Source organism: Enterobacter cloacae complex sp. I3 (assembly GCF_014896175.1).
GTDB classification, from domain to species: Bacteria; Pseudomonadota; Gammaproteobacteria; order Enterobacterales; family Enterobacteriaceae; genus Enterobacter; species Enterobacter bugandensis.
The window spans coordinates 73,494-87,781 of record NZ_JADBQZ010000005.1 but is presented as its reverse complement, the minus strand read 5'-3'; the positions used below and the strand labels follow the sequence as shown (position 1 = coordinate 87,781).

Below are 14,288 nucleotides of genomic sequence, written 5' to 3'. Positions count from 1 at the left end.
TGTGTACATTTGTACACAAACCAGGTGAGGGATTTATGAGCAGACCACCGAACGATCCGCATCGACGTGAAAAAATTCTCCAGGCGACGCTGGACACCATTGCCGAACACGGTATTCACGCCGTCACGCACCGCAAAATCGCCACCTGCGCGGGCGTGCCGCTGGGGTCAATGACCTACTATTTCGACGGCATGGAGCCGCTGCTGGAGGAGGCCTTCACGTGGTTTACCCGGCAGATGTCGCAGCAGTACCGGGATTTCTTCGCGGGCGTCACCGGGCCGGAGATGGCGTGTGAATCCATCACCACCCTGATCCACAGCTCGCAGGTGACCACGCCGCACAACATGGCGCTGATGTATCAGCTTTACGCCTTTATGCACCGCAGCGCGGCGCTCAAAACGGTGATGCAGGACTGGATGAAGATGAGCCAGACCACGCTGGAGCAGTGGTTCGACCCGGTCACCACCCGCGCGCTGGATGCCTTCATCGAAGGGATGACGCTGCACTATGTGACTGACCGCGAGCCATTAAGCCGGGAGGAAATTCGGGCGATGGTGGGGAGAATTGCGGGCGAGGGGAACCCATAGGCATCACTCGCCCTGCCTGTTTTACCTGCGTTCGATTTTTTTCCCGCTGGCGTCCACGACGGCTTCGCCATCCTCTTTACTAAACGCGCCTTTCTGCGCGTCCGGCAGGATGTCGAGGACGAATTCAGACGGGCGGCACAGGCGGGTGCCCAGCGGCGTGACCACAATCGGACGGTTAATCAGAATCGGGTGTTGCAGCATAAAGTCGATAAGCTGGTCGTCGCTGAGGATATCTTCGGCCAGGCCGAGCTGTTCATAGGGCTCCACGTTTTTGCGCAGCAGATCCCGCACCGAAATGCCCATGTCGGCAATCAGGGTGGTCAGCTTATCGCGCGACGGCGGGGTTTCCAGATAGAGGATAATCTCCGGCTCCGTGCCGCTGTTGCGGATCATCTCCAGCGTATTGCGCGAGGTGCCGCAGGCTGGGTTGTGGTAGATGATGATGTGGCTCATATCAGTGGCTCATTACAGTGTGAAGGAGAGACGTAGCGCCAGCGCGGCGAGCGTCACAAACAGGACCGGCAGCGTCATGATGATGCCCGTCCGGAAATAGTAGCCCCAGGTAATCGTCATGTTTTTCTGCGCCAGCACGTGGAGCCAGAGCAGGGTGGCGAGGCTGCCGATAGGCGTGATTTTTGGCCCCAGATCGCAGCCAATCACGTTGGCGTAAATCATCGCGTCCTTAATCAATCCCGTCGCCGTACTGCCCTCAATGGAGAGCGCGCCAATCAGCACCGTGGGCATATTGTTCATTATGGATGACAGGAACGCGGTGATGAATCCGGTTCCCAGCGTGGTGGCCCACAGTCCGTGTCCGGCCAGGCTATTCAGCACGCCTGTGAGATAATCCGTCAGCCCGGCATTGCGCAGGCCATACACCACCAGATACATCCCGAGCGAGAAAATAACAATTTGCCAGGGTGCGCCGCGCAGCACTTTTCCGGTGTTTATTGCATGTCCCCGTTTTGCAACAGCGAATAAAATCAGCGCGCCGACGGTGGCGATGGCGCTGACCGGAATGCCGAGAGGTTCAAGCACAAAGAAGCCGACGAGCAGAAGCAGCAGCACGATCCAGCCCGTTCTGAACGTCGGGAGATCGTGAATGGCCCGCGCGGGCTCCTGAAGTTTCGCCAGGTCATATTCCGGTGGAATTTCCTTGCGGAAGAAAAGATGCAGCATCACCAGCGTTGCGACAATCGCGGCGATATCAACGGGGATCATCACCGAGGCGTATTCGCTGAACCCCAGCTTAAAGAAGTCTGCCGACACGATGTTGACCAGGTTGGAGACAATCAGCGGCAGGCTGGCGGTATCGGCGATAAAACCTGCCGCCATCACAAACGCCAGCGTGGCCTGCTTGCTGAACCCCAGCGCCAGCAGCATGGCGATGACGATAGGCGTCAGGATCAGCGCCGCGCCGTCATTGGCAAACAGCGCCGCCACGGCTGCACCCAGCAGCACGATATAAGTAAACAGCAATCGCCCGCGACCGTTTCCCCAGCGGGCAACGTGCAGCGCCGCCCATTCGAAAAAGCCGGACTCATCCAGCAGCAGGCTGATAATGATGACGGCGATAAACGTCGCCGTGGCGTTCCAGACGATATTCCAGACCACAGGTATATCGTTAATGTGAATTACCCCGCTGGCCAGCGCCAGCACGGCGCCAATGGTCGCGCTCCAGCCGATACTGAGCCCTTTGGGCTGCCAGATGACCAGTACCAGCGTAAACAGAAAAATTGCCCCTGCCAGAAACATTGCTTACTCCGTTATATCTGATTTCATGAATATGTATTGATTAGCATGAGCCCGGGAGTCGGTTTTTCAGCTTCATGCGCGTCTCTTCCCGCAGGCAGTTCCAGCTGGTGTCGATAACGGCTGCCGCCCACGCGGGCATGTTGGGAGAGAGACGGTAATGGACCCATTTGCCCTCGCGACGATCGATAACCAGCCCGGACTCGCGCAGCAAAGCCATATGGCGGGAGACTTTCGGCTGCGGTTCGTTGGTGGCGGAGCAGAGATCGCAGACACACAATTCTCCCGTTTCGCGAAGCAGCATGACGATGGCGAGTCGCGTTTCGTCGGAGAGGAGTTTGAAGAGCTGGAGCGGGTGGATCATGGGTGTTCCTGAGGGTAGATTAAATCATATTCGTTTAATCATATATGTTTTGGTGGGGAGAGAGAAGGTCAGATTACAGGACGGGGAATTTCAGGCAACAAAAAACCCATCAACCTTGAACCAAAACGGCGGGGTTGATGGGCTCCACAAATTGGGGACATCAAAGAAAAGCAGTGGCACTAGTTATGACTGCCCCCTGCTAAAAAAGTTCTGCGCGTAACAAAAATTTTTTCATTACGCGCAAACTTAGGAGTTATCCGAGTCCCGGCCAGATGATGATAATCAGCGTACCCGCCAGCGTCAGCAGTACGTTCGCGATAGCATAGGTGCCTGCATACCCCAGCGCCGGGATGTTGCTGCGAGCGGTATCGCTGATGATTTCCATCGCCGGGGCACAGGTACGCGCCCCCATCATTGCCCCGAACAGCAGGGCGCGGTTCATACGCAGCACGTAGGCGCCGAACAGGAAGCAGATCACCACCGGCACCAGGCTGACGATAAGGCCGGACACCAGCATCTGCCAGCCGACGGCGCCCAGACTGTGGCCGATGCCGCTTCCGGCGCTCAGGCCAACGCCCGCCATAAACACCATCAGACCGAACTCTTTCACCATGTTCAGCGCGCCCTGCGGAATGTAGCCGAAGGTCGGGTGGTTGGCTCGCAGGAAGCCCAGCATGATCCCGGCGAACAGCAGACCGGCGGCGTTACCGATGCCGAAGCTAAAGTTGCTGAACTGGAAGGTGATCATCCCGATCATCAGGCCAACGATGAAGAAGGCGCAGAAGGCCAGCAGGTCGGTGACCTGGCTGTGAATGGAAATAAAGCCGATGCGGTCGGCAACGGTTTTTACGCGTCGCGCGTCGCCGCTGACCTGCAGCACGTCGCCTTTGTTGAGCACAACGTTGTCGTCGATAGGCATCTCAATCTGGCTGCGGATCACGCGGTTGAGGAAGCAGCCGTGGTCGGTCAGCTTCAGCTGCGCCAGGCGGCGGCCCACGGCGTTATGGTTTTTCACCACGATCTCTTCGGTGACGATACGCATGTCGAGCAGGTCGCGGTCGAACACCTCTTTGCCGTTACGGAAGCTCGGGTCGAGACGGGCGTGCGCGTCCGGGTAACCCACCAGCGCGATGTCGTCGCCCATCTGCAGCACCGCGTCGCCGTCCGGGTTCGCCAGAATGCCGTTGCGGCGGATACGTTCGATGTAGCAACCCGTCTGGCGGTAAATCCCCAGTTCGCGAAGATTTTTGCCGTCTGCCCATGCCACCAGCTCCGGCCCGACGCGGTAGGCGCGGATAACCGGGAGATAAACTTTACGTTTGGAATCGGTATCCAGGCCGCGCTCGCGGGCGATTTGCTGGGCGCTGGTCTGCAGATCCTGGTGCTGCAGTTTTGGCAGGTAGCGCGCGCCAACGATCAGGCTCACCAGACCAATCAGATAGGTCAGGGCGTAGCCCAGACTCAGATGGTCGAGGGCGGTAGAGAGCTGCGCGCCCGCCATGCCGGAATGCCGCAGCGTATCACCGGCGCCCACGAGCACGGGGGTTGACGTCATAGAGCCGGCCAGCATACCGGCCGTAAGCCCGATATCCCAGCCAAACAGTTTGCCCAGTCCTAACGCGATCAGCAGCGCGCTGCCGACCATCACCAGCGCCAGCATCAGATAATTTTTGCCGTCGCGGAAGAAAATTGAAAAAAAGTTAGGTCCCGCTTCTACGCCAACGCAAAAAATAAACAGCATAAAACCTAAGTTCAGCGCGTCCGTGTTAATGCTGAAGTGCTGCTGGCCTAATAATAAGGAGACGACTAAAACGCCAATGGAATTACCGAGTTGAACCGAACCCAGGCGCAATTTACCCAGGCAAAGACCCAGCGCCAGTACCACAAATAATAACAGGATGTAATTCCCATTTAACAAGTCTGCGACGTTTATATTCACGGAGGCTAACTTCTTGTTTACCAGTAAGTTGTTGAATGAAAGGACTTTTTGGGCTACTGTTTTCTGGGTCAGGGAAAAGCGCTAACGCTCCCTGTTTCCTGCTTTATTCCCTAAAACATTAGCTGGCGTGTAGTTTAATCGCATTAGCTACTGACAGCTACTGATTATCGCATCACCCTGTGCGTACTTTGGCATGGATTGCCGCACTGCTTTATCTGACTGGGCGTCTACCCGACGAATGTGTATTTGATAGAGATAAGTCAGGAGGATAGTTTGAATATGAAACGAAACTGGGCGGGGGTGATCAGCTGTTTTTTGCTGTTCACGGTCGTGTGCATGTCGCTCGCATTTAATGTAAAGGGCGCGTTCAGGGCGTCCGGGCATCCTGAGCTGGGGTTGCTCTTCTTCACGTTGCCGGGGGCTGCCGCCAGTTTTCTCTCCCGTCAAGGGGAGGTGGTGAAGCCGCTGCTGGGCGCCATGCTCGCTGCACCGCTGTGTCTGCTGATGATGCGCCTGATGTATATTTCAACGCGGAGTTTCTGGCAGGAGCTGGCATGGTTGCTGAGCGGCGTATTCTGGTGCGCGCTTGGCGCGCTGTGCTACCTGTTTGTGCGCAGCCTGGTTCAGCACCGACGGCACCGCAAATAAAAACGCCCTCATGGTGAGGGCGTCTCTTCATTACTGCTCGGCAAACAGGCCCAGATGCTCTTTGGCGTAGGCCTCAAAGTCGGTGCAACCGCCGATGTGTTTCTGATCGAGGAAGATCTGCGGCACGGTTTCAACCGGCTTACCGACGGTTTTTTCCAGGTCGGCTTTGGTGATGCCTTCCGCGTGGATGTCCACATAGCGGAAGTTGAAGTCATCGCGCTCTTCGGTCAGTTTCTCAGCCAGCTCTTTCGCGCGCACACAGTAAGGGCACCCTGGACGACCAAAAATTACTGCAAACATTTCTCTCTCCTCAAAAAACAAGCCTGACGGCGAATGACACGTATAGTGCCCCATAACCCGCCGTCATTAAAGAAGGTTTCGCCTGTCGTTATAATATCTATGAGCTATGTTTCGCCAATTACACCGCGCACATCATTGCCTATACTGGCTGCCATACGTATTAAGCAAGACTAAAGAGAGACAAGATGACGCCAACCATAGACCTGCTCCAGTCCCACCGCTCCATTCGCCACTTTACCGATGAGCCGATTACCGAGGCGCAGCGTAATGCGATTATCGACAGCGCAAGAGCCACCTCCAGCTCCAGCTTTTTGCAGTGCAGCTCGATTATCCGTATTACTGATAAGGCCATGCGTGAACAGCTGGTGACGCTCACCGGCGGGCAGAAGCATGTGGCTCAGGCAGCCGAGTTTTGGGTGTTCTGCGCCGACTTTAACCGCCACCTGCAGATCTGCCCTGAGGCCGAGCTGGGGCTGGCCGAACAGCTGCTGCTGGGCGTGGTGGATACCGCGCTGATGGCGCAAAACGCCTTTACGGCCGCGGAGTCGCTGGGGTTAGGCGGTGTCTATATCGGCGGCCTGCGTAACAACATTCAAAGCGTGACCGACCTGCTGAAGCTGCCAAAACACGTGCTGCCGCTGTTTGGCCTCTGCCTCGGCTGGCCAGCGGACAACCCGGATCTCAAGCCGCGCATTCCTGCCGCGATGCTGGTGCATGAAAACCATTACCAGCCGGTCGATCAGGATGTCCTGAATCAATACGACGAAGAGCTGGCGAACTACTACATGACGCGCGGCAGCAATAACCGTCGCGACACCTGGACGGACCATATTCGCCGCATCATCATCAAAGAAAACCGCCCGTTTATTCTTGAGTATCTGCACAAGCAGGGCTGGGCAACGCGATAGTCCATTCCTCCTGCGCCTGCCTGCGTATATGATATGCAGGCTTTTTCCATGTCTTCAGAGAGGTGCAGGGTGAAAATTGCCATATTGTCCCGGGATGGAACGCTCTATTCATGTAAGCGCTTGCGAGAAGCGGCGGCGAAACGCGGGCATCAGGTTGAGATCCTCGACCCGATGTCCTGCTATATGAACATCGACCCCGCCGCCTCGTCGATTCACTACAAAGGCCGCAAGCTGCCGCACTTCGATGCGGTGATCCCCCGCATCGGCTCCCAGATTACCTACTACGGCACCGCCGCGCTGCGCCAGTTCGAGATGCTGGGCAGCTATCCGCTCAACGAATCCGTCGCCATTTCCCGCGCCCGCGATAAGCTGCGCTCCCTGCAGCTCCTCGCCCGACAGGGGATCGATCTCCCCGTCACGGGCATTGCCCATTCACCGGACGACACCAGCGATCTGATCGATATGGTGGGCGGCGCGCCGCTGGTGATCAAGCTGGTGGAAGGCACGCAGGGTATTGGCGTGGTGTTAGCGGAAACGCGTCAGGCGGCGGAGAGCGTGATCGACGCCTTTCGCGGGCTGAATGCGCACATTCTGGTGCAGGAGTACATTGAAGAGGCGAAAGGGCGCGACATTCGCTGTTTCGTGGTGGGGAACGAGGTCGTGGCGGCCATCGAGCGCCAGGCCAAAGAGGGCGACTTCCGCTCTAACCTTCACCGCGGCGGCGTTGCGCGGGTAGCCGATATTAGCGAACGCGAACGGGAAATAGCCGTGAAAGCGGCGCAAACCCTGGGGCTGGACGTAGCGGGCGTGGACCTTCTTCGGGCGACGCGCGGGCCGCTGGTGATGGAGGTGAACGCCTCCCCGGGGCTGGAAGGTGTGGAAAAAACCACAGGGGTCGATATTGCAGGTAAAATGATCTCATGGATCGAGCGTCATGCCACGCCGGGTTACTGTCTGAAAACGGGCGGTTAAATGGATTACCGGGCGCTTTTTGAGTACCCTATGCGAAGTTTTTACTAAAGAGGCTGCACAGCGATGGATTTACAGGTCGTACCTACACTGGATACGTTACGTCAATGGCTTGATGATGCCGGGATCACCTTCTTCGAATGTGATTCCTGCCAGGCGCTGCATCTGCCTCATATGCAGAATTTCGATGGCATTTTCGATGCCAAAATCGATCTGATTAACGACGTGATCCTTTTTTCCGCGCTGGCCGAAGTGAAGCCTTCTGCGCTGCTGGCGCTGGCCTCCGATCTCTCGGCTATCAACGCCAGTTCGTTGACGGTGAAAGCATTTCTCGATATACAGGACGATAATCTGCCAAAACTGGTCGTTTGCCAGTCTTTATTCTCCGGGGCAGGGCTGTCGTTCAAGCAGTTCGCCTGGTTTATGCGCCTGAGCGAAGAGCAAATTTCCATGGTTATGATGGAAGCCAATGCACATCATCTGCTGTATAGCGCGGAAGACGATGCTGAGAATAATGATGCATCTCCCAATTTTCTTCACTAAGCCTGTCTGACTTTTGCGCAGTCGCTGCCATAGCGGCTGCAGAAGGCCATTTTTTCTGCTGCCTTTAACCTTTCTTTAAAGAATTTTTCACCTCCCTCAAGGCCATTTCGGCTTATCACGTAGACTTAACCTGCATAAAAAATTGATAAAAGGCGTTTTTTCGTCTGGGCTATAGCCGGAGACACGGGCTACAGTTATTCTTGCGATGCTTAAAAAAGCGAGCGGATCCTGCCGGGTAAAGAGGTTTCTTTTTATTTTGAGCAGAGCGACAAACTATGCATGATTTTTGCATATATCCAGATTGCACAGTTTAGTTCGTTTGTTAACGAGCTTTCAGAAGGAATAACACTATGATCGCCTTGAATAAAAAATGGTTATCGGGTCTGGTTGCGGGTGCTCTGATGGCCGTCTCTGCCGGCACGCTCGCTGCGGAACAAAAAACGCTGCACGTATACAACTGGTCTGACTATATTGCGCCGGACACGGTCGCTAATTTTGAAAAAGAGACCGGCATTAAAGTGGTCTATGACGTTTTCGATTCCAACGAAGTGCTGGAAGGAAAGCTGATGGCAGGCAGCACCGGTTTTGACCTGGTCGTACCTTCCGCAAGCTTCCTGGAACGTCAGCTGACGGCGGGCGTCTTCCAGCCGCTGGACAAGAGCAAGTTATCGAACTGGAAAAACCTCGATCCGGAAGTGCTGAAGCTGGTGGCGAAGCACGACCCGGACAACAAATACGCCATGCCTTACCTGTGGGCGACCACCGGTATCGGCTATAACGTGGATAAAGTCAAAGCCGTGCTGGGCCCGGACGTTAAGCTGGACAGCTGGGACGTGGTGCTGAAGCCGGAAAACCTTGAGAAGCTGAAAAGCTGCGGCGTCTCCTTCCTCGATGCGCCGGAAGAGATTTTCGCCACCGTGCTGAACTACCTGGGCAAAGACCCGAACAGCAATAAAGCCAATGATTACACCGGCCCGGCGACCGATCTGCTGCTGAAGCTGCGTCCAAACATTCGCTACTTCCACTCGTCCCAGTACATCAACGACCTGGCGAACGGCGACATCTGCGTGGCGATCGGCTGGGCAGGGGACGTGTGGCAGGCGGCGAACCGCGCGAAAGAGGCGAAAAACGGCGTGAATGTGTCCTACTTCATTCCGAAAGAGGGGGCGCTGGCCTTCTTTGACGTCTTCGCCATGCCGGCTGACGCGAAAAACAAAGAGGAAGCCTACCAGTTCCTTAACTACCTGATGCGTCCTGAGGTGATCGCCCACATCAGCGACCACGTTTACTACGCCAACGGTAACAAGGCCTCCGTGCCGCTGGTGAGCGAAGCGATCCGCAGTAACCCGGCAATCTATCCGCCAGCGGACGTGTTCGCCAAGCTGTTCACCCTGAAGGTTCAGGATCCAAAAATTGACCGCGTGCGTACCCGCGCGTGGACCAAGGTGAAAAGCGGTAAATAACGGCGTTTGGTAACGTTGCCCGGTGGCGCTATCGCTTACCGGGCCTACACAACCCGTAGGCCGGGCAAGCGTTCGCGCCGCCCGGCGATGCGCACCCAGACGGTGCGTTTGCACCAGTATTGATCTATGCCGGAGAGCACCCCGTGAATGACGCGATCCCCCGCCCGCAGGCGAAAGTCCGTAAAGCGCTGACCCCGCTTCTTGAAATTCGTAACCTCACCAAATCTTTCGATGGCCAGCATGCCGTGGACGACGTCAGCCTGACTATCTATAAAGGCGAAATATTCGCGCTACTGGGCGCATCGGGCTGCGGTAAATCGACCCTGCTGCGTATGCTGGCCGGTTTTGAACAGCCTACCGCCGGGCAAATTATGCTCGATGGTGTGGATCTCTCCAGCGTGCCGCCGTATCAGCGCCCGATTAACATGATGTTCCAGTCCTACGCGCTGTTTCCGCACATGACGGTGGAGCAAAACATCGCCTTTGGCCTGAAGCAGGACAAGCTGCCGAAAGCCGAAATCACCGCGCGCGTGGCCGAAATGCTGAGCCTGGTGCATATGCAGGAGTTCGCGAAGCGTAAGCCGCACCAGCTTTCCGGCGGTCAGCGTCAGCGCGTGGCGCTGGCGAGAAGCCTGGCGAAACGCCCGAAACTGCTGCTGCTCGACGAGCCGATGGGCGCCCTGGACAAAAAGCTGCGCGACCGTATGCAGCTCGAAGTGGTCGATATCCTCGAGCGCGTGGGGGTGACCTGCGTGATGGTCACCCATGACCAGGAAGAGGCCATGACCATGGCCGGGCGTATCGCGATCATGAACCGCGGGAAGTTCGTGCAGATTGGCGAGCCGGAAGAGATTTACGAGCATCCGACCACCCGCTACAGCGCGGAGTTCATCGGCTCGGTCAACGTTTTTGAAGGGCTGCTGAAGGATCGTCAGGAGGATGGTCTGGTCATCGAATCGCCGGGGCTGCAGCATCCGCTTAAGGTCGATCCTGACAGCTCGGTGGTGGATAACGTGCCGGTCTACGTGGCGCTGCGCCCGGAGAAGATCATGCTCTGTGACGATCCGCCTGCCGATGGCTATAACTTTGCCGTCGGGGAAGTGGTGCACATTGCCTATCTGGGCGATCTCTCCATTTACCACGTGCGCCTGAAAAGCGGACAGATGCTCAGCGCGCAGCTACAGAACGAACATCGCTACCGCAAGGGGCAGCCGACCTGGGGCGACGAAGTGCGCCTGTGCTGGGACGCGGACAGCTGCGTCGTGCTGACGGTATAAGGAGCGATCATGAGCACACATGAACCTCCAGCCCGCGTCAAAAAACCGGGCGGCGTTGCCCACTGGCTGACGCGCCTTAAGATGAACCACGGCCGCAAGCTGGTAATCGCCATGCCTTACGTGTGGCTGATCCTGCTGTTCCTGCTGCCGTTCCTGATCGTCTTTAAGATCAGCCTGGCGGAGATGGCGCGGGCGATCCCGCCGTATACCGATCTGTGGGAGTGGGCCGACGGGCAGCTGACGCTGACGCTGAATCTGGGCAACTTCCTCCAGCTCACCGAGGATCCGCTCTATTTCGAAGCCTATCTGCAGTCTCTGCAGGTGGCGGCGATCTCGACGCTCTGCTGTCTGGTGATGGGCTACCCGCTGGCGTGGGCCGTGGCGCACAGCAAACCGTCAACGCGCAACATCCTGCTGCTGCTGGTGATCCTGCCGTCGTGGACATCGTTTCTGATACGCGTTTACGCGTGGATGGGGATCCTGAAAAACAACGGGGTGCTGAATAATTTTCTGATGTGGCTTGGGGTTATCGATCAGCCGCTGACCATCCTGCACACCAACCTTGCGGTCTATATCGGCATTGTCTATGCCTATCTGCCGTTTATGGTGTTGCCGATTTACACCGCCCTGACGCGGATTGACTACTCGCTGGTGGAAGCCTCGCTCGATCTCGGCGCGCGTCCGCTGAAGACCTTCTTCAGCGTGATTGTCCCGCTGACCAAAGGTGGAATCATTGCCGGGTCGATGCTGGTGTTTATTCCGGCGGTCGGGGAGTTTGTGATCCCGGAACTGCTCGGCGGGCCGGACAGCATCATGATTGGCCGCGTGCTGTGGCAGGAGTTCTTCAATAACCGCGACTGGCCGGTGGCGTCGGCGGTGGCGATTATCATGCTCCTGCTGCTGATCGTCCCGATCATGTGGTTCCATAAGCATCAGCAGAAACAGATGGGAGATCGCGGATGAACAACTTACCGGTAGTACGCTCCCCGTGGCGCATTCTGATCCTCGTTATCGGCTTCACCTTCCTGTATGCGCCGATGCTGATGCTGGTGATCTACTCGTTCAACAGCTCTAAGCTGGTGACGGTCTGGGCGGGCTGGTCGACGCGCTGGTACAGCGAGCTGTTCCACGACGACGCAATGATGAGCGCGGTGGGGCTGAGCCTGACCATTGCCGCGCTGGCGGCCACGATGGCCTGCGTTCTGGGCACCATCGCCGCGCTGGTGATGGTGCGCTTCGGGCGTTTTCGCGGCTCAAACGGTTTCGCCTTTATGATCACTGCCCCGCTGGTGATGCCGGACGTCATTACCGGCCTGTCGCTGCTGCTGCTGTTCGTGGCCCTGGCGCACGCCATCGGCTGGCCGGCGGATCGCGGCATGCTCACCATCTGGCTGGCGCACGTCACCTTCTGTACCGCGTATGTGGCGGTGGTGATCTCCTCGCGCCTGCGCGAGCTGGACCGCTCCATTGAAGAGGCGGCGATGGATCTCGGCGCCACGCCGCTAAAGGTCTTTTTCATCATTACCCTGCCGATGATTATGCCGGCGGTGATCTCCGGCTGGCTGCTGGCGTTCACGCTCTCCCTCGACGATCTGGTTATCGCCAGCTTTGTCTCAGGGCCGGGCGCGACGACGCTGCCGATGCTGGTCTTCTCCAGCGTGCGCATGGGGGTGAACCCGGAGATCAATGCTCTGGCCTCTATCATCCTCGGCGTGGTCGGAATTGTCGGATTTATCGCCTGGTATTTGATGGCGCGCGCGGAAAAACAGCGCGTGCGCGATATCCAGCGTGCAAGACGCGGCTGAAGGATTTAAAATTTCCGGTGATGTGCCGCGCATGACGCGGCACTGTTTTTCAGGGAAGTAAAACATTGGGATTAGTAAAAAAATCACGTATTACGCACGCCCGTCCTAACGTTCCTGCGCTGGTTCAGGTGGCGGCGCTCGCCATTATTATGATCCGCTGCCTGGACGTGCTGATGATTTTGAATACGCTGGGCGTGCGCGGCATCGGGGAATTCATTCACCGCAGCGTGCAGACGTGGAATCTGACGCTGGTCTTTTTAAGCAGCCTGGTGCTGGTGTTTATCGAGATCTACTGCGCGTTTTCGCTGGTCAAAGGGCGAAACTGGGCGCGCTGGGTCTATCTGCTCACGCAGGTGACCGCCGCCAGCTATCTGTGGGCCGCCTCGCTGGGCTATGGCTATCCTGAGCTGTTCAGCATTCCGGGTGAGTCGCGACGTGAGATTTTCCATGCGCTGGTCATGCAAAAACTGCCGGATATGCTGGTGCTTTGCCTGCTTTTCGTTCCGGCGTCCAGTCGGCGGTTCTTCCGCCTGCAATAATGTGTATAATCGCAGCCCTCGTTTTCCTTAAGGTTTTCATATGCAGTGCGCACTCTATGACGCCGGACGCTGCCGCTCCTGTCAGTGGATAGAACAGCCGGTCTCTCAACAACTCACCGCCAAAATGGCCGACCTGCAACAGCTGCTGGCAGCGCACGCGGTGGGCGAGTGGTGCGCACCCGTCAGCGGCCCGGAGCAGGGCTTTCGTAACAAAGCCAAAATGGTGGTCAGCGGCAGCGTTGAAAAACCGCTGCTGGGGATGCTGCACCGCGACGGCACGCCGGAAGACTTAACCGACTGTCCGCTCTATCCCGCCTCGTTTGAGCCGGTCTTTGCCGTACTGAAACCGTTTATCGCTCGCGCGGGGTTAACGCCGTACAACGTTGCCCGCAGGCGCGGCGAGCTGAAGTACCTTCTCCTGACGGAAAGCCAGATCGACGGCGGCATGATGCTGCGCTTCGTGCTGCGCTCGGAAGCCAAGCTGGCGCAGCTGCGCGCGGCGCTGCCGTGGCTGCAGGAACAGCTTCCTCAGTTAAAGGTGATTACCGCAAACATTCAGCCGGTGCATATGGCGATCATGGAAGGGGAGAAAGAGGTTTTCTTCACCGACCAGCACGCGCTGGCGGAGAGCTTCAACGGCGTGCCGCTGTGGATCCGCCCGCAAAGCTTCTTCCAGACCAACCCGACCGTGGCAAGCAGCCTGTACGCCACCGCCCGCGACTGGGTGCGCGCGTTAAACATCCATCATATGTGGGACCTGTTCTGCGGCGTGGGCGGTTTTGGCCTGCACTGCGCCACGCCTGAGATGCAGCTCACCGGCATTGAGATCTCCGCCGAAGCGATTGCCTGCGCAAAGCAGTCCGCCGCCGAGTTGGGGTTAACCAACCTGCACTTCCAGGCGCTGGACTCCACGCAGTTCGCGACCGGGCAAGGCAACGTGCCGGAGCTGGTGCTGGTTAATCCGCCGCGTCGTGGGATTGGCAAATCCCTGTGCGACTACCTGAGCCAGATGGCGCCGGAATACATCGTCTATTCAAGCTGTAACGCGCAGACCATGGCGAAAGACATCGCTCAACTGCCGGGCTATCGCATTGCACGCGTGCAGCTTTTCGATATGTTCCCGCATACCGCGCATTATGAAGTCCTGACGTTGCTCGTGAAATCTTAAACAAAATGTGAACTCTGCCCGCCCAT

The 14,288-nt window shown here is 57.3% G+C and carries 16 protein-coding genes; 11 read left to right on the top strand and 5 right to left on the bottom strand.

All coding sequences use genetic code 11. The annotated features are described in order from the left end of the window. Window positions 1-35: 35 nt before the first annotated feature. Entirely contained in the window at window positions 36-587 is a 552-nt protein-coding gene (locus IM271_RS05105) for a TetR/AcrR family transcriptional regulator (RefSeq protein WP_028012492.1), read from the top strand. A gap of 21 nt (window positions 588-608) precedes the next feature. On the opposite strand, the gene arsC is transcribed toward IM271_RS05105, so the two are convergent. The 4 genes from arsC to IM271_RS05085 all read right to left on the bottom strand — a co-directional run bounded on the left by arsC (window position 609) and on the right by IM271_RS05085 (window position 4,642). Beyond that, window positions 609-1,040, bottom strand: coding sequence for a glutaredoxin-dependent arsenate reductase (gene arsC / locus IM271_RS05100; RefSeq protein ID WP_193052262.1), 432 nt, complete (start codon window positions 1,038-1,040; stop codon window positions 609-611). 12 nt (window positions 1,041-1,052) lie between these two features. Continuing rightward, a complete protein-coding gene (locus IM271_RS05095) occupies window positions 1,053-2,342 on the bottom strand; it encodes an arsenic transporter (RefSeq protein WP_069732578.1) in 1,290 nt (429 codons plus the stop codon). Window positions 2,343-2,382: 40 nt separating this feature from the next. Then, window positions 2,383-2,703, bottom strand: coding sequence for a metalloregulator ArsR/SmtB family transcription factor (locus IM271_RS05090; RefSeq protein WP_193052261.1), 321 nt, complete (start codon window positions 2,701-2,703; stop codon window positions 2,383-2,385). 253 nt (window positions 2,704-2,956) lie between these two features. Continuing rightward, window positions 2,957-4,642 (bottom strand): aspartate:alanine antiporter, encoded by a 1,686-nt coding sequence (locus tag IM271_RS05085; RefSeq protein WP_014169303.1) that lies wholly within the window; start codon window positions 4,640-4,642, stop codon window positions 2,957-2,959. A gap of 279 nt (window positions 4,643-4,921) precedes the next feature. Between IM271_RS05085 and IM271_RS05080 the strand changes: the two genes are divergently transcribed. After that, entirely contained in the window at window positions 4,922-5,290 is a 369-nt protein-coding gene (locus IM271_RS05080) for an inner membrane protein YbjM (protein ID WP_080339193.1), read from the top strand. Window positions 5,291-5,320: 30 nt separating this feature from the next. Here the strand turns inward: IM271_RS05080 and IM271_RS05075 are convergent, their stop codons facing one another. Beyond that, window positions 5,321-5,590, bottom strand: coding sequence for a GrxA family glutaredoxin (locus IM271_RS05075; RefSeq protein WP_028012502.1), 270 nt, complete (start codon window positions 5,588-5,590; stop codon window positions 5,321-5,323). Window positions 5,591-5,775: 185 nt separating this feature from the next. On the opposite strand from IM271_RS05075, the gene nfsA reads away from it, so the two are divergent. The 9 genes from nfsA (at window position 5,776) to rlmC (ending at window position 14,262) form a co-directional block, all read left to right on the top strand. Further along, window positions 5,776-6,498: a nitroreductase NfsA gene (nfsA, locus tag IM271_RS05070; protein ID WP_193052260.1), complete on the top strand. Its 723-nt coding sequence runs from the start codon at window positions 5,776-5,778 to the stop codon at window positions 6,496-6,498. 69 nt (window positions 6,499-6,567) lie between these two features. Next, window positions 6,568-7,470 (top strand): 30S ribosomal protein S6--L-glutamate ligase, encoded by a 903-nt coding sequence (rimK, locus tag IM271_RS05065; RefSeq protein WP_028012504.1) that lies wholly within the window; start codon window positions 6,568-6,570, stop codon window positions 7,468-7,470. Window positions 7,471-7,533: 63 nt separating this feature from the next. Further along, window positions 7,534-8,010, top strand: coding sequence for a YbjN domain-containing protein (locus IM271_RS05060; protein ID WP_003858385.1), 477 nt, complete (start codon window positions 7,534-7,536; stop codon window positions 8,008-8,010). A gap of 350 nt (window positions 8,011-8,360) precedes the next feature. Further along, on the top strand, window positions 8,361-9,473 hold the full coding sequence (gene potF, locus IM271_RS05055) for a spermidine/putrescine ABC transporter substrate-binding protein PotF (RefSeq protein WP_193052259.1): 1,113 nt from the start codon (window positions 8,361-8,363) through the stop codon (window positions 9,471-9,473). A 143-nt stretch (window positions 9,474-9,616) separates the two neighbouring features. After that, a complete protein-coding gene (gene potG / locus IM271_RS05050) occupies window positions 9,617-10,750 on the top strand; it encodes a putrescine ABC transporter ATP-binding subunit PotG (protein WP_045630953.1) in 1,134 nt (377 codons plus the stop codon). Window positions 10,751-10,759: 9 nt separating this feature from the next. After that, complete coding sequence (gene potH / locus IM271_RS05045; RefSeq protein ID WP_193052258.1) at window positions 10,760-11,713, top strand: putrescine ABC transporter permease PotH; 954 nt, start codon at window positions 10,760-10,762, stop codon at window positions 11,711-11,713. Continuing rightward, entirely contained in the window at window positions 11,710-12,555 is an 846-nt protein-coding gene (gene potI, locus IM271_RS05040) for a putrescine ABC transporter permease PotI (RefSeq protein ID WP_028012508.1), read from the top strand. Before potH ends, potI begins: the two co-directional genes overlap by 4 nt. A 65-nt stretch (window positions 12,556-12,620) precedes the next feature. Beyond that, window positions 12,621-13,094, top strand: coding sequence for a YbjO family protein (locus tag IM271_RS05035; RefSeq protein WP_028012509.1), 474 nt, complete (start codon window positions 12,621-12,623; stop codon window positions 13,092-13,094). A gap of 40 nt (window positions 13,095-13,134) precedes the next feature. Beyond that, a complete protein-coding gene (gene rlmC, locus IM271_RS05030) occupies window positions 13,135-14,262 on the top strand; it encodes a 23S rRNA (uracil(747)-C(5))-methyltransferase RlmC (protein WP_193052257.1) in 1,128 nt (375 codons plus the stop codon). The last annotated feature ends 26 nt before the right edge of the window (window positions 14,263-14,288 follow it).